Origin of the sequence: Campylobacter sp., from assembly GCF_030528245.1 — a bacterium.
Taxonomy (GTDB): Bacteria; Campylobacterota; Campylobacteria; order Campylobacterales; family Campylobacteraceae; genus Campylobacter_D.
The window spans coordinates 1-16,435 of record NZ_JAUMZG010000029.1 but is presented as its reverse complement, the minus strand read 5'-3'; the positions used below and the strand labels follow the sequence as shown (position 1 = coordinate 16,435).

At 42.8% G+C, this 16,435-nt stretch carries 12 protein-coding genes and 1 pseudogene; all 13 read left to right on the top strand.

Annotated elements, in window-relative coordinates; translation table 11 throughout:
* The first annotated feature begins 65 nt into the window (after positions 1–65).
* On the top strand, positions 66–1,226 hold the full coding sequence (locus Q4A73_RS05880) for a nucleotide sugar dehydrogenase (RefSeq protein ID WP_303206527.1): 1,161 nt from the start codon (positions 66–68) through the stop codon (positions 1,224–1,226).
* Between the two features lie 2 nt (positions 1,227–1,228).
* A complete protein-coding gene (gene glf, locus Q4A73_RS05875; protein WP_303206526.1) occupies positions 1,229–2,335 on the top strand; it encodes a UDP-galactopyranose mutase in 1,107 nt (368 codons plus the stop codon).
* Positions 2,335–4,644, top strand: a complete 2,310-nt coding sequence (locus tag Q4A73_RS05870) for an ATP-grasp fold amidoligase family protein (RefSeq protein WP_303206525.1) — start codon at positions 2,335–2,337, stop codon at positions 4,642–4,644. The genes glf and Q4A73_RS05870 overlap by 1 nt, the downstream gene beginning before the upstream one ends.
* The gene (locus tag Q4A73_RS05865) at positions 4,631–5,530 is read left to right on the top strand and encodes a histidinol-phosphate transaminase (RefSeq protein WP_303206524.1); all 900 of its coding nucleotides are present in this window, start codon (positions 4,631–4,633) and stop codon (positions 5,528–5,530) included. The genes Q4A73_RS05870 and Q4A73_RS05865 overlap by 14 nt, the downstream gene beginning before the upstream one ends.
* 45 nt (positions 5,531–5,575) lie before the next feature.
* Complete coding sequence (locus tag Q4A73_RS05860; RefSeq protein WP_303206523.1) at positions 5,576–5,737, top strand: hypothetical protein; 162 nt, start codon at positions 5,576–5,578, stop codon at positions 5,735–5,737.
* A 38-nt stretch (positions 5,738–5,775) separates the two neighbouring features.
* Complete coding sequence (locus Q4A73_RS05855; protein WP_303206522.1) at positions 5,776–6,945, top strand: histidinol-phosphate transaminase; 1,170 nt, start codon at positions 5,776–5,778, stop codon at positions 6,943–6,945.
* A 1-nt stretch (position 6,946) separates the two neighbouring features.
* Complete coding sequence (locus Q4A73_RS05850; protein WP_303206521.1) at positions 6,947–7,573, top strand: HAD-IB family hydrolase; 627 nt, start codon at positions 6,947–6,949, stop codon at positions 7,571–7,573.
* Positions 7,570–8,526 (top strand): radical SAM protein, encoded by a 957-nt coding sequence (locus Q4A73_RS05845; RefSeq protein WP_303206520.1) that lies wholly within the window; start codon positions 7,570–7,572, stop codon positions 8,524–8,526. Before Q4A73_RS05850 ends, Q4A73_RS05845 begins: the two co-directional genes overlap by 4 nt.
* Positions 8,519–11,584, top strand: a complete 3,066-nt coding sequence (locus tag Q4A73_RS05840) for a glycosyltransferase (protein ID WP_303206519.1) — start codon at positions 8,519–8,521, stop codon at positions 11,582–11,584. The genes Q4A73_RS05845 and Q4A73_RS05840 overlap by 8 nt, the downstream gene beginning before the upstream one ends.
* The gene (locus Q4A73_RS05835; protein ID WP_303206518.1) at positions 11,581–13,293 is read left to right on the top strand and encodes a capsule biosynthesis protein CapA; all 1,713 of its coding nucleotides are present in this window, start codon (positions 11,581–11,583) and stop codon (positions 13,291–13,293) included. The genes Q4A73_RS05840 and Q4A73_RS05835 overlap by 4 nt, the downstream gene beginning before the upstream one ends.
* Positions 13,274–15,145, top strand: a complete 1,872-nt coding sequence (locus tag Q4A73_RS05830) for a hypothetical protein (RefSeq protein WP_303206517.1) — start codon at positions 13,274–13,276, stop codon at positions 15,143–15,145. Before Q4A73_RS05835 ends, Q4A73_RS05830 begins: the two co-directional genes overlap by 20 nt.
* Positions 15,142–16,338, top strand: a complete 1,197-nt coding sequence (locus Q4A73_RS05825; protein ID WP_303206516.1) for a DegT/DnrJ/EryC1/StrS family aminotransferase — start codon at positions 15,142–15,144, stop codon at positions 16,336–16,338. The genes Q4A73_RS05830 and Q4A73_RS05825 overlap by 4 nt, the downstream gene beginning before the upstream one ends.
* Positions 16,339–16,353: 15 nt before the next feature.
* Positions 16,354–16,435, top strand: a pseudogene (locus Q4A73_RS05820) (dTDP-4-dehydrorhamnose 3,5-epimerase); the annotation flags it as partial.

Below are 16,435 nucleotides of genomic sequence, written 5' to 3'. Positions count from 1 at the left end.
GGTGAGGTCGCAAGTTCAAGTCTTGCTAGTCCCACCATAGCTTTTTTTGAGATGAGGAGATGAAGATGAGGATTGCTGTTGTTGGGATAGGCTATGTTGGTCTATCCAGTGCGATATTTTTATCCAAAAAGCATCAAGTAATTTTATATGATATCGACGAAATGAAAGTTGCTTCTATCAATAAGAGCATACCTACCATTAAAGACGATTTAATCGAGCGTTTTTTTCTTGAAAATCCACAAAGTATTCGTGCCACTTCTGATTCTGATGAGGCTTATATGGGAGCCGGTTGCATTATTATTGCCATTAATACCGATTATGATGATAATTTAAAAGCTTTTAATACGCAGGGCATCGATCAGATTATCGACCAAGCTTATAAGATCAATCCAAAAGCCCTATTTATCATAAGAAGCACCGTTCCCATCGGCTATACACATTCGCTTAGAAACAAATTTAGCGATGTGAGTATAGTTTTTTGCCCAGAATTTTTGCGTGAAGGTAGGGCTCTTTATGATGCTTTAAATCCCAGCAGAATCGTAGTTGGCGGCTTAGAATCGGAAGCGAGAAGCGTAGCGGATTTATTTCTTGATTGCCTTGAAGATAAGGCTCCTGTTTTTTTGATGGATTTTGATGAGGCAGAATGCGTTAAACTTTTTTCCAATGCCTATTTAGCGATGAGGATTGCTTTTTTTAACGAATTGCACTCCTATGCCTTCGTTAAAAATTTAAATCCCTCCAAAATCATCAAAGCCATTTGTCAGGATACGCGCATTGGTGATCATTATAATAATCCAAGCTTTGGCTACGGTGGCTACTGTTTGCCCAAGGATACAAAGCAGCTCTCCTCCCAGCTAAATGCCATCCCTCATGATTTGATCGCGGCCGTTATTAATAGCAATGCTTCAAGAAAATCTTTCATCGCTGATTTGATTAAAAAGCAAGGAGCAAAAAAAATAGGAATTTACAGATTGGCGATGAAAAAAAATTCCGATAATTTTAGAAACTCTGTTATTTTGGATATTTTGCCCCATTTGCAAGGAGAAACACTCTGCATCTATGAGCCCCTACTCAGTCAAGATGAATTTGAGGGAGTAGCGCTTGAAAGCGATTTTGAGTTTTTCGCCCATTCTTGCGACCTAATCGTAGCTAATCGCTTAGACGAGAGCCTTAAGGATTTTAGCTCTAAGGTCTTTTCAGCCGATCTTTTTTCATCGGATTTTTGAGTATGGGAAGCTATGATTATTTGATTGTCGGTAGCGGTTTGTTTGGAAGCATTTTTGCACATGAGGCGGGTAAAAGGGGTAAAAAATGCCTCATGGTAGAAAGGCGCCATCACATCGGTGGAAACTGCTACACTAGCGCTGAGGAGGGCATTAATGTGCATCGGTATGGAGCGCACATTTTCCGCACGGATGAGCGTAGAATTTGGGACTATATGCAGCAGTTTTGCACCTTTAATCACTTCATCAACGCCCCCCTAGCTAACTACAAGGGCACAATTTACAATCTCCCCTTTAATATGAACACCTTCTCAAAACTTTGGGACATCACCACCCCAGCCCAGGCAAAAGCCATCATCGATGCGCAAAAAAAGCGTGTGCAAAAAGAGCCATCCAATCTAGAAGAGCAAGCTATTTCCCTAGTAGGCACGGATATTTATGAAAAATTCATCAAGGGCTATACGCAAAAGCAGTGGGGCAGGGCTTGTAAGGATCTTCCTAGTTCCATCATACGTCGCATTCCCGTGCGTTTTACCTATGATAATAATTATTTTAACGACCCTTACCAAGGTATACCTAAGGGTGGCTACACACCCATTTTTGAAAAGCTTTTGGAGGGTTGTGAAATTTTGCTTGGCACCGATTTTCTCAAGCACAGAGCCGAGCTTGGACAAAGGGCGAAGAAGATCATTTTTACCGGCACGATTGATAGTTTTTTTGACTATGCGTTGGGTGAGCTTGAGTATAGGAGTTTGCATTTTGAGCACGAGCTTTTGGATGAGGCGAATTTTCAAGGCGTGGCTGTGGTCAATTACACAGACGAGGAGACGCCCTACACCAGAATCATCGAGCATAAGCATTTTGAATTTGGCACAGGGGATAAAACCATCATTTCGCGCGAGTATCCTAGGACTTGGAGTAGGGATTTAGAGCCTTACTATCCCATCAATGATGAGAAAAATCAAAGGCTTTATCAAGAGTATCAAGCCCTAGCCGCTAGGGAGGAAAAGGTCGTTTTTAAGGGTAGGCTGGGCGAGTATCGATACTATGATATGCAAGATGTGGTAAAATCTGCCCTAGCTTACGCCCAGGAAGAATTGAAAGGAAGCTAATGTCAAAACCAAAAATTTCCGTCCTCATCCCCTCCTATAACTCCATAGCCTATTATGATGAGTGCCTTAGAAGCGTTTTGCGGCAGAGTTTGCAAGAGCTTGAAATTCTCTGTATCGATGCAGATTCTACTGACGGCACAAAGGAGCTCATACAAAAATACGCCCAGCAAGATGCGCGCGTAAAGCTCATCATTTCAGATAAAAAGTCCTACGGCTATCAGCTTAACCTTGGCTTTAAAGCCGCTAGGGGCGAGTATGTGGGCATAGTAGAAAGTGATGACTACATCAAAAAAACAATGTATGAGAGGCTTTATCAAAGGGCTAAGGAGGGGGATTATGACGCGGTGAAGTGTGATTTTTACATCTTTACCAAGGACAGAAGTGATTATTGCAAGGTCAGTCATTTTGACGAGCTTTATCAGGGTGGACACTGCCCACTAGAAAATTTAAAGCTCTTCTACACCGAAGGGATAAATCAAATCGGTATATACCGATTGGATTTATTAGGGATAAATCAAATCCTCTGCCATGAGTCCCCAGGCGCCTCCTATCAGGACAATGGGCTATTTTTCCAGCTCTTTGCCTTTGCCAAGCGGGTGAGTTTCCTCCCTGAAGCCCTCTATATGCTAAGGAGGGATAATCCTAACTCCTCTATCTTCGCTAAGGACAAGGTCTTCGCCCACGCCTTAGAATACGACTTCATCCGTGCCTTTTTAGCCAGGCACAAGGACATAGAAAAGATCCTAGCCCCCATTTGTGCTTACCATCGTTTTGGTAATTACTGCTTTACTTTAAATCGTATCGATGCGCGATTTAAAAGGGACTTTTTGCGTCGCTTTGGTGAAGATTTTGCGAAGATCATCCAGGCTAAGGAACTGCAAGAGAGCCTCTACACCTCCGAGCAGCTGAGTATGATAAGGCAGATTGTAGAGGATAGCGATGCGTATTATTTTAGCCAAATCAAGACCCTTGAGCATACGCAAAGCAGACGAGGTGCTGCCCTGCGTGTCCAGGCTCAGCTTTCTTATCGTTTGGGCGAGGAGCTTTTTAGGACCCGCTCCTTTTTTCGGGCACTTTCTCTCCCTTTCAGACTGGTAAAAACCTTGGCGGATTTTTATTTTGATCGTAGAATTTACCGCGCCCTGTGCCGGATCGATCCCTCTTTTACCCTGCCGCCCTTAGAAAGCTATGCAGACTATGAGGAGGCACTTGCCTTTCAAAATCACCTAAAATATAAATTTGGTCGTGCCCTGGTGAAAAATCCTCTCCTCTTTCCACTCAGGGCGAAAAAGATTTACAAAGCACACAAAAAAGGCTTGAGCAAAAAGGTAGATGGGGTCATTTTAGCACTAAGCGATGAGGAGTTTTGGGTGAGGAGGCACGAGAAGATTTTTGGCTATAAGGCTGACTTTAAGCAGCCTAAAACCTTCAACGAAAAGCTCATTCACAGGATGCTTTATGATAGAAGCGTTTTTTATACCTTTTTAGCTGATAAGCTTAAAATGCGGCTTTTTGTCGCTAATACCTTGGGCGATCTGGGCTGGGATCTCTTTGCTAAAAATTCACTCTGGCATAAGGACATAGGCTCTTTAGAGCAGTTTTTATTCGCCACCAATGCTTGTGCCTTTTTGCCCAAACTCTACGGCATTTACCGAGATATTGCTGACATAGACTTTTCCCTTCTTCCTGAAAGCTTTGTTTTAAAGACCAATCACGACTGCGGAGGCTATGTCATCGTGGAGGACAAGCAAGAATTTATGCGTAATACCAAGCGTTTTAGCGAGGGTTTGCAAAAGCTTAAAAAACACTTAGAGACCAATTATTATCCCATTTTCAGAGAGTGGCATTATAAGGATATTGAGCCTAGGATCTTTGCCGAGGAGCTTTTAAGGGATGGGGATGGTAAAATTTTAGATACCTATAAATTTCATATTTTTGATCAAGAAAATCTACAAAACAACTACATTCAAGTTACCACCGATCGATTTAAAGACTATCAAAGGGCGATGATGACAGCCTCTTGGCACTTAGCTCCCTTTAACTTCATCTACAACAACGCCGCGGTCAAAAAAATCCCCGCTAAACCTCTAAGCTTTGATGCGATGATGCAGCTTTCCTTAAAGTTAGCAAGGCCCTTTGACTATGTGCGGGTGGATTTGTATCAGGATGGGGAGAAAATTTATGTCGGTGAGCTCACCTTTACACACGGTGCAGCCTCTGAGCGACTGGTTTGCAATGATGATAAGGACTGGGACGCAGAGCTTGGTAAATTATGGCAGCTTAAAAGGCTAGTGGATGCAGGGCAATAGACATCTTCAAAGCCTCAAGCCCTACCTATCCATACCGCATAAAATTTGGGAGAGGTCCTTGGATGAGGGCGTTTTGAAGCTTGATTGGAATGAAGCAACCATCCCCCCCTCTCCTAAAGTTTATGAGGCTTTAGATGCGTTTTTAAAAGAGGGCAGACTCTCTTGGTATCCTAACACCAAGCCCACAGCCCTCCTCGAGCAGCTAGCCGCCTATACCCAGCAAGAAAGCATCGATTTCATAACGCTTTTTGCAGGAAGCGATGCGGCACACGAGGGCATTATCGATAGCTTTTTAGAAAAGGATCATCGCATCGGAATCGTCAGTCCAAGCTATGATCATTTCAGAGCTAGGGCTAATGGCGTAGGACTTAAAACGCTTCATTTTTCTTTGGATGAGAATTTTGATTTGGACTTTGAGGCTTTGAGTGCTTTTTTAAGCGAGGAGGCGATTAAGCTTCTTTATCTTTGCAACCCAAACAACCCCACAGGCAAGGCTTACTGCACGGAAAAGATCAAAAAGCTAATCCAAAAACACCCCAGGATCCTCTTCCTCATTGATGAGGCTTATTTTGAATTTTGCGGATTGACCTTGGCGCATCTTTGTAAGGATCATACAAATTTAATTCTCACTCGCACCTTTTCCAAGGCCTTTGCTCTAGCGAGCTTTAGGATAGGCTATGTTATCTCCCATCCTGAAAATATCCGCACCCTCAATAAGCTTCGCAATCCAAAAAGCATCCCCGCCCTTTCGCAAATCGCCGCAGAAGCTGCTTTAAAAGACTACGCTTATATGCAAAATTATGTCGCTGAAGTAAGCCTTGCGAGGGCGGATTTTATTAATTTTTTAGATGATCTTTCTCTTGAGGGGGGGGGGGGGGGGGGGTAGACTCTACTTCCCGCCGGAATTTTTATTTTTTTTTGGGGCGAAAAAGTGCCTTTTTTAGTGGAGTTTTTAGAAGAGAGAGGCATTTTTATACGCGATTATTCTCACCTCATCCCAGGCGCGTGCCGCATCACCATAGGCACGAGGGAAGAGATGCAGATTGTAGCGCATCATATGCGTAAATTTGTCGCAGAGCAGGGGAGGATTTAGCCTTGTTTGCTTTGGAATTTTGGATGAAGGAAGTAATAGTGATAAAATTGGATGAGCATGAGCTTATCATCGCAAACACCATTCATAGACTGAAAAAAGAAGCGCGCAGTCATAGCCCTGGCATTTTCACCCTGCTTGAAAAACTGCCAGAACTTCATCTAAGCGTCGATGCATGCTTTCTTTCTAACCCCTATGCCACCGAGCTCTTTTTAAGGATTTTAAGTGAAGAGGTGCTTAAAACGCAAAAATTAAGAGCCTTTTTGGAATTTTACCCCTCGCAAAATCAAGCCATCGCTCAAAATATCGCTCCATTTATCGGCATTGAAGAAAAAAATATCTTCGTCGCAAATGGCGCCATAGAAATCATCCAAGCCCTAATGCACCGCTTTGTGCAGAAGAAAGTGGTGGTCAATATCCCCACCTTTTCGTCCTATTATGAATTTGCCACGAAGGATACAAAGGTTCTTTTTTACCCCCTTAAAAAGGAGGAGGATTTTCGTTTGGATACCGAGCATTATATCCGTTTTGTCAAAAAACACCACCCCCACACCCTCATCCTCATCAACCAGAACAACCCCTGCGGAGGCTATCTGCCCAAGGAGAGGCTTAAGGAGCTTTTGGCGAGTTTATATTTTGTGGAGCATATTATTTTGGATCTTTCTTTTATCCATTTTGCTTATGAGGATGAGGACTTGGAGCTTGTGGATTTGGAGGGACTTTTTAGAGAATTTGACAATGTCACTGTGCTTAAGAGTATGAGTAAGGATTTTGGCGTAGCAGGACTTAGGGTGGGCTATGCCCTAATGAGCGAGGATAAGATCCGAGCTCTTCTTGATAATGGCTATTTGTGGAATGTTTCTGGTCTGGGAGAGTATTTTTTAAAACGCGTAATGAATGAGCATTTTATGCGTCAATATGAAATCGTAAGAAAAGACTACATCAGGCAAACTCAAGAATTTTTCACCGCCCTTAAGGACCTAGAGTCTTTGAAAATTTACCCCTCCCGAGCGAATTTTGCCCTTGTGGAGCTTTTAGACGGAAGTAGGGCGGAGGATTTTGTCGCTAAGATGCTCATAAAATACGGCATTTATGTGCGCACTTGTAAAGATAAAATAGGACTTGATGGCGAATTTGTGCGTATCGCTAGCCGCACAAGGGAGGAAAATCAAAAGATCCTCACCGCCCTCAAAGACCTCTTTGGAAAGTGATATGAGAGAGATTTTAGCCCTTTTTGACTTTTGTGAGACTCTTACTACCTTTCAGACCCTGGATCGTTTCTTACCCCTGGCAGGTAGGCACAATCCTCACTTTGAAGCCTCCAAAAATAAGGCGCGTCGCCAGGCCTATGCCGCGATGAAAAAGCCCTACCCACGCTATGAGAGCCTCATCGATTTAAACTTAGACAGGGCGCGTATTTTGGCTAAGAAATTTCTCTATGATGAAATCATCCCTGGACTAAGACCTGCCCTGATGAAGAGGCTTTTTTATCATCAGGATGCGGGACATACTGTGGCGATCGTTTCTGGAGGACTTGCGCTTTATATTGAGGAATTTGCCAAGCTTTACGGCATCGAGCATGTGGTGGCTGTGGAGCTTGAGGTGAGGGAGGGGCTTTTAAGCGGCGATATAGAGGGCATACACACTATGCAGGAGCGTAAGTTGTATAAGCTTGCCCAACGCTTGACTTTGGAGGACTTTGATCTGAGGCATTCTTTTGCTTATTCTGACTGCGTAAGTGACATTCCCCTGCTTTCTTTGGTGGGTAATGCTTATGCCGTAAATTGCGGCAGGGATTTACGCTGGGCGGAGATTTTAGGATTTGGAGTGATGGGATGAGGATAAAAAATTTTAAAAAATGGTGGCTTTCTTTAGTCAAAAATTTAAAACACCACGAAAGATTTACCCTAGAACTAAGCCAAACCAAAACCGAACTAAGCCAAACCAAAACCACTATGTGCCATACCCTGGACTTTCATTTACGCAAGATCACTCCTATGGCTTTTTTAGAGCTTGTAGAAATTCATCTTGCCGAGGCTTGTAATCTCAACTGCTTCGGGTGCAATCACTTCTCCCAAATCGCAGAAGAGGCATTCACAGACCCAGCCGCTTTTGAAAAGGATATGAAGCAGCTAGCTAAGATTACCGGCGGCTGGGTTGGGGTGTTTCGTCTGATGGGAGGGGAGCCCTTACTGCATCCTCAATGCTCAAAATTCTTTAAGATCACGCGCAAATATTTTCCTAAAAGCGACATTTGGCTAGTTACCAATGGCTTACTTTTAGAAAAACAGGAGGGCGATTTTTGGAAGAGGGCTAAGGAAAATAGGGTGCAAATCCGTCCGACAAAATACCCCCTTAAGATCAACTGGGATAAGATAAGAGCCCTCTGTGAGGCTAATGATGTGCCTTTAATTTTCTTTAACGAGGGAGAGGTGGAGAAGATCAGCCATAAATTTACCCTAGATCCTAAGGGGGGGAATGATAATTATCATTCCTTTACTCACTGCTCTATGGCTAATCACTGTGTGCAACTGAAAAGAGGGCGGCTTTTTACCTGCACCTTTCCTGCGCACATTGAGCATTATAATAAAAAATACGGAGAGAGTTTTGAGGTGTCAGAATTTGATTCCATTAACATTTATGAGGCCAGAGACTATAAGGAGCTTTTGTTTTTCTTAGCCAAGCCCATACCCTTTTGCCGCTACTGCTCTGTGAGTAAGTGGGGTCCGGTTGGAAAATGGAGACCGAGCAAGGGCGATAAATTTGAATACTTGGAGAAAAAAGATGCATAAAATACTGCTCATCACCCCAGAGCTAGAATACACAGGAGCGCTCAATAGCTTTAAAAGAATGTGCCAGACGCTTTTAAATAACGGCTTTGCTGTGGGCGTTTGGAGCTATGAATTTGGACCCTTTATTGAGGAATTGGACGGCTTGGGCATTATCACGGAGTGCATTGGAGAAGATGAGCTTTGCAAAGAGTGGGTGGCGAGGAGAATTTTTGCCTACAATCTTGTCATAGCAAACACGGTGGTCGTTTATAAGGCTGTGGAATTGATCGCGGATCTTGTGCCTGTGATGTGGTATGTCAGAGAGGCGGAAAATTTGCCCTCCTTTTTTTGGAAGGCTCAGAGAAAGACAGCCTTAGAGAGGGCTAAAAAGCTTTTTGTGGTGAGTGAGTATGCGAGAGATTTTATCGTTAAAAATTACAATCCTAGCGTAGAGGTTTTGCACAATTATGTCGATGATGTTTTCGCCACTTATGGTTATAAGATCGATCAAAAAGATCCCAAAGAGCGGGCAAAATTACGATTTTTAGCTCTGGGCACCATTGAGGAGAGAAAGGGCTATGATGTGTTAATTGAAGCCTTTCTTGCTCTGCCCGGACACATACGATCGCAGTGTGAGTTGCATTTTGCTGGGAGATTATGGGAGGGAGCGAGGGATTTTTACCCAAAAATTTTTAAGCAAATCAAAAAGCATGCGAATATCTTTTACCACGGGGAGCTTAGGGATAAAAAGCGTATTTATAAGCTCCTTGCTCAAAGTGATGTGGTGGTCGTGCCCTCTCGCGATGAATCTTGCTCCTTGGTGGCTCTAGAGGGTGCGATGATGGCTAGGGTGCTGATTCTAAGCGAAAATATAGGCGCGAAATATCTTTTAAACGAGGGCAATGGTCTTAGTGTGAAAACGGGCTGCGCGCATGCTTTACGCTGTGCCTTTGAGGCGCTTTTTGCTAGGCGCAAAGAACTTAGCCTTATGGGTGAGAGGGCTAGAGAGGCTTATTTGTCAAGCTCTACTTATGAAATTTATGAGAAAAATTTTATCGCCATCGTCCGCAAGGAATTAGCGCCAAATCCTTACTTGCACCGCGTAAGACAAAAGCCTTATGCGCTTTATTCTTTTGATATTTTTGACACCTTGATGATGAGAAAGGTGGCCGAGCCTCGGGCGATCTTTACTTTGATGAGGGAGCGTATTTGCCACTGGGATTTGCCGCGTCATTTGGTGGAAAATTTTGAATATTTGCGTATTGAAAGCGAGCAGTATTTTTACCGCAATGTTTGCAAAAACGACTTTTTAGATGTGCGTTTTGAGGAAATTTATGATCTTTTAGCGAGGAATTTTTCACTCAGCCAAGAGCAAAAAGCGAGGCTTATGCAAACAGAAATCGAACTTGAGAGCGAAAATTTAGTCCCCATTCCTTGCAATATAAAGCTTGTAGAGGAGCTTTTTAAGGAGGGCAAAGAGCTTGTTTTGATTTCTGATATGTATTTTGATGCGACAATTTTGCGTCGTTTTTTGCTAAATTTTTCTCCGATTTTTGAGCATATTTTTATTTATTCTTCTTCAGATTATAGAAAGAAAAAAAACAATGGCGCCTTGTTTAAAAAAATACTCAGGGAAAGGAAGATTCAGGCAAATTGCTGGCTGCATTTTGGCGATAATTTTGCGGTCGATTGTTTGGAGGCGAAAAAGCTTGGGATAGATTTTCATTACTATCAAAACGAGCTTTTGCCCTATGAAGAATACGCCCTAAAACACAGCGGTGGCGATATCTTCATCCAAAGATATATCGCCCAAGCTAGAATTTTTAGAAAGCATAATGTGCTTTCAAGTCTAGAAGAGCTCGGAGCCTCCTTTGGTGCGGCCCTGCTTTTTCCCTATGTGCACTATGTCCTTGAGGAGGCTTTGAGAGGGGGGGTTGAGCTTTTGTATTTTGTCGCTAGGGATGGATATTTGCTGCAAAAAATAAGCGATAAAATCATAAAAAAAGAGGGCTTAAACCTACAAACGCGCTACATCCACGGCTCCCGAGAGGCTTGGAAAAAGCCTTTTGAAAGCAAGGATTTTGAGCAAATTTCTTTGCTAAGAGCTTACTTAAAGCAGGAGCTTTCTCAAAAAAAATTTGCCTTTGTTGAGCTAAGCGGCACGGGTAAAACCTTAGACTGCATTGTGAGGCTTATTAAGGAAGATAAAGCATTGGCTCCCTATTTTTTGGATAGTTTTTATTTGTTTAAATCGGATTTTTCTTCTTGTGGAAGATTTTTCGCTCCATCCATCTTTGAATCGCGCTATTTTTTAGAATTTTTTGCACGATCCTTAGAGGGACAGACCCTAGCTTACAAAAAAGTAGATGAAAGCATTCATCCCGTTTTTAACGACCTTGAAGCTCAAGCTTTGAAAAATTTTGGCTATGGGGCTTATATCGATGGGCTTTTGCGTTTTGTTGATTTTTTACTTGAAAATGACCATAAGCCCTATACTCCCTTGAGCCATCTTTACTTTCAGTATCTAAGTCATAGCGAGATCGATAAAAATTTCGTAGAGCTTATAGGCAACCTCCCCTTTTCTTTGGATACGACTTATGTTGAGGGTAGCGTTGTGGCGCGAAGATTTTATGAGCTTAAGGAAGTGCGAGAAAGCAAGAGTAGCCAATTTGCCTGGAGCATTTTACGCTCAAGCCCTCAAGTGCGCTCATCCTATGGGCAGTGTCGTAAGTTGTGCCCGGGGGCTGTTGCTAGGGTTAAATCTCATCTTTCCTACAAACTGGGTAATCTTTTAATCACACACATTAAACATCCCTTAGGTATAATAAAATTATTATTTTTAATCCCAGCGCTCGTTTTAGCTCACGGTCAAGATCTGCGTATAAGGCGTGGTGAGATGTCGTTTGCGTTGGAGTATTATGATGATTATGAGGAGGCTTTGAGCGTGCAGAATTTTTTTTCTTATCAACTTGGGAAATTATGCCTAGCCTCAGCGAAAAAATACCTTCTTTTAGCCCCCCTCATCTTGCCTTTTCAAATTTTTATCCTGCATAAAAAAAGAATAGGAAAACGCAAATGAAACCTCTCATCATAGGTGGCAGGGATGATGGCTTTGGCGAAAGGATGCGAGCGCTTTTAAATGCCATGTATGTGGCGAGGCGCTTTGGACTGGAGTGGGGTTTTGTGTGGCGCGACTTTGACTGGGGGGAGGATTTTTTAGATGGCGAGGTGAAAACACCGATTAAAAATTTACCCAAAATGCGTGAGCTTTTTTCCGAGGACTTCATCGCTAGGTATCATAAAAGTGAGCTTTCATTTTCCTACATCACGCCCACCCTATACACCCTGCATCAAAAAAGCATCCACAAGCTCCTCTCCCCACCCTTTGAGGAGGATTGGGGCTGGTATATGACTCAGGGCGATTTGGATACATATTTTAGCGATGTGGATAGTTCTGAGTATAGAAAGTCGCTTGTTTCTTGCTTTGAAAGCATAGCTTTTAGCAAGAGAGTTGAGGATATTTTTCAAAAAGCCAAGGACACGGCTAAGACTTTAGGAGATTTTACCGCCCTGCATCTTCGAAGTGGGGAGACGGTTTTTGATGAGCAGTATATTAAAATTTGGTGGCATTGTCGCTATAAAATTTTTGCCTATCCACTCGGTGTCGCTGCGGCCTTTGATGAGCTTCAAAAAGGGCGTAAGCTTGTATTATTTTCTGATGACTATACCCTTTTGGAGGCACTTAGGGAGTATTTCATCTGCCAGGGCGTAGAGGATAAAATCTTCATAGCCTCCTCTTTTACGAAGGATTTAAGCGGCTATGAGGCCTTATTGTTTGAGCTTATGCTTATGTCCCGGGCAAGGACGATTTTTTGCTCCTGGACCACAGGCTTTGCACGGTGTGCTTGTTATATAGGAAATAACGAGCTCATCAACATCCACGAGCATTATAGTCTCTCTCAAAGCTATGAGGCTATGATAAAATTTATCGATCTTAAAAATATTCATCCCAATCAAGCCGCCTTTAGCTATTTTTTTCTCTACCTACTCGCACGCGATTTGGGGCTACCCTTTGAGGCTAAGGAGCGCTATTTAAAGCAAAGCTTAGCCCTGCATTCTAATGAAAATACCAAGGTTTTTCTCCTCGATCTCTTGCTAGAGCACGGATATTTTGAAGAGGCTGAGGCTAGCTTGGAGGCTATGGATGATCTTGAAAGGATGGGTATTTTAAAACTTTTGACCGACTATCCCCTGCATCCGACTTATGATTTTCACATATTTGCGCGCTATTTCATCGCACCAAAATATAAGCATTTAAGCCGCTTTGCCTTTGAAATTTTCCTAGCCTTTAGCGATGAGAATTCTCAGCTTAACGCCCATTATCCTTATTTCAAAAAAATGGCTCTGGATCTTTTTGCCCATACCTTCGCTCCCACGCCAAGCACTCCTTTGCCTAGCCTTACCCTGCCTAAGAGACACTGCCTGGCCTATGTTTTGGGTAAGACTATGATAGAAAATTCCCACTCCTTTTGGGGCTATATCAGAATGCCCTATGTCCTATCATATGTGAAAGAGCGTTATTTGCAAGAAGCGGCGGATTTAAAGGCTAGAGGGGAGTATTATGATTTTTACGAGGATGGGCATAGCTTGAGTTTTCAGCTAGGCTCTGCCCTTATCAAGGCACATAAAAATAGATACATCGGAGGATATTTGCATTTTATATTCATCCAAGTGCCACAGATTAAGAAAAATTTTAAAAAGGTTAATGATGAGTCTAAAAAGCATTAAAAGTGCCATCGAGCAGGCTTTTTTAGCGTGGAATTTTGAAGCGGTGGAGTCCTTATATGAGTCGCATTTAGAGTATTTTGCCACAGAGGCTTTTGAGTATTTTTATCATACGGGTAATTTTAAAAGGGCTCTTGACATCTTAGATTCCTACCAAGAAAGCCGTTTTTTACACCCAGGTGCCGCCAAGCTTCAAAAGGCGCTTAAAAGCATACTTGATGGGGGTAGCTCTGAGGAAATTTTGCCCCAGTTTTTGATGGCTTATGAATTTGCTAGCAAATTAGAAAAATCCCTTTTAGACGCCCAAGAGGCCAGCGCAATCTTGCCCCAGTTTTTACCCCATTTACCCTCAAATGCTAAGGCTTTTTTTATACAAAAAAGCATAAATTATTTTGAGCTTAAGGACAGATCCTTTTTTTCTTATCAAGCAGCCATCATCCAAACCACCCTGCATAATGACTTTGACGGCTCTTTTGCCGCCTCTATGCACATGGCTAAATTTGAGCATTATTTTCAAAATAATATTTTTGCAGGCAAGAATCTAAAAAGCGCTAAGCGTTTCGCCCTGACCATTTCTGGCGCTTTGCGTGGGAGAGACTGGCTGAGTAAGATTAATAAAATCATCGCCGACCTTGGCTTTGAAGCGGATGTTTTCTTTTTTACTTGGGACAGGGAGTATCACTGGATAGGACTTGGAGGCTCTCCTTGGTGGGTGCATAGGATGTTTGCTTATGATCCTGATTTCATCGCTAGCGCCCCACAGACTCTCATCAATACAGGCGAATTTTATAAAAATTTCCCCCACACTTACGCGAGATTAACCGAAGCCCTGTCAAAAAGGCTAAATCTCAACAAAATCAAGCAAATTAATAATTTAGTCGCCTTTGCTGTGGAAAATGAAGAGGAATTTTGCCATCGTTTTAAGCTAAGCGGGGCAAGTAATTGTCAAAAAATGTGGTATGGTAAATACCGCCTCTTGCAGCTTTTAGAAGAGCACGAGCAAAAAAACGGCTTCAAATACGACTTCATCATTAACCTCCGCCCCGATGGCATTTTGGAAAATCACGCCACTTTAGAGCATTTTGAGCGGATGCTACCTATGGATTTATCGGTATCTTTGGGCACTGAGGGCGTAAATGACTGCGCCCTAGCAGGACGGACAGAGGCGATGAAAATTTTCCTCTCCACCTGGAAGATAGCCTTGGAAAATACACATCTTCCTCTCTTTTCCGATGCGCCTTTCATTATGGGGACGCATTATATGCCACACTTCCTTTTTATGAAGCTAGGAATTCGCATCATTAAGCCCTTTTTGTCTTTGGATATTTTAAACGCCCTAAAATCCGAGGAGCTTTCCGTGCCTAATTTTGAAAAGGCTTTAGAAAAGGACTTAGAAAGTACCCCCCTTTGCGATGAGGCACTTAAAGAAGCCCTTAGCTTTTTTGAAAGATTTCAGTCGCGTTTTAGCGATGAAATTCCAGCCCTTTTAGGAGCGCCTCAAAGGGTGAGTAATCATTTGGCCTATAAATTAGGCCTGGCGATGATAAGAAATTCCAAAACCCCCCTAGGATATATCAAACTGCCTTATATCTTAATGTCCATCAAGATCGCCCACCAAGAAGAGCGAAAAAATATCGAGCAAAAACTCCAGTATGGATCCAAGTCCCTGCCTCCGCCTCTTGAGCACTATGATGATTATGAAGAGGGGCTTAAGATCAAAAATTTCCTTTCCTATAAACTAGGCGAGGCTCTTATGGAGGGCTATAAAAATCTTTGGGGGGGGTTGCTTAAGTTTTATTTTGCGGATCTTCCGAGGATTAAAAAAGAATTTAAAAATAAAAGGAGACAGTTATGAACTACACACTAGCCTCATCCACCTGGGATGAAAAAGAATTAGATGCCATACAAAGCGTCATTGAGAGCGATCGCTTTACTATGGGTGCTAAGGTAGCGCAGTTTGAAAAGGAATTTGCCCACTTTGTGGGAGCGAAATTTGCCCTGATGACCAGCTCAGGATCCGCGGCTAATCTCATCGCTACCGCCGCCCTTTTTTACACCAAAAGCCCAAAGCTAAAGCGAGGTGATGAGGTCATAGTCCCAGCCATAGCCTGGAGCACGACCTATTACCCTCTGCATCAGTATGGGCTAAGGCTTAAATTTGTGGATGTGGATCTGCATACGCTCAATTATGATTTAAAGGCCCTTGAGGGCGCCATTTCTAGCGAGACTCGTATGATAGTTTGCGTCAATTTACTGGGCAATCCCAACGACTTTAACGCCATAGCCTCACTCATCAAGGGCAGGGAAATCATACTTTTTGAGGACAATTGCGAGGCTATGGGTGCGCTTTATGAGGGGAGGCAGACGGGGACCTTCGCACTTGTGGGGACCTTTTCTAGCTTTTACTCGCATCATATGGCGACCATGGAGGGAGGTTTGGTTGTAACCGATGATGAGGAGCTTTATCACATCTTGCTTTGTCTGAGGGCTCACGGCTGGAGTCGTGATTTGCCTATGAAAAATCACATTAGCGATAAGAGCGAGGATGACTTTAGCGAGTGCTTTCGCTTTCTCCTTCCAGGATACAATGTCCGCCCTGTGGAAATGAGTGGCGCCATAGGCATAGAGCAGCTAAAAAAACTTCCGAATTTTCTTAAACACAGGCGCGAAAATGCAAAACTTTTTGTTTCTCTTTTTGAAAATAGTAAAGACTTCATCATACAAAAGGAGCTAGGCTCTAGCTCTTGGTTTGGCTTTAGCCTCATCTTACGAGAGGGCTTAGGGCTTACAAGAGGGGAGGTTTTAAAAAGGCTAAGGGCTGCAGGAGTGGAGTATAGGCCTATTTGCACAGGGGATTTTACGCAAAATCCTGTGATGAGGTATTTTGATTACACTATTTCTGGCACACTTAAAAATGCAAAATATATCCATGAAAATGGCTTTTTCGTAGGAAATCATCAAGTTAATATCGAGGAGCAAATTAAACTTTTTGCTAAAGTTGTAGGGGGGGGGGGTTATAACCCTTTCTCATTTGCCCTTGCAGCCTGAAAGAGAGGCTATGTAGTGGCGTTCTCATTCGATATAAAAGAGAGTGAAATTTTAAAAGGAGTTTTCATCATAAAGCCTAATAAATTTAAAGATTTAC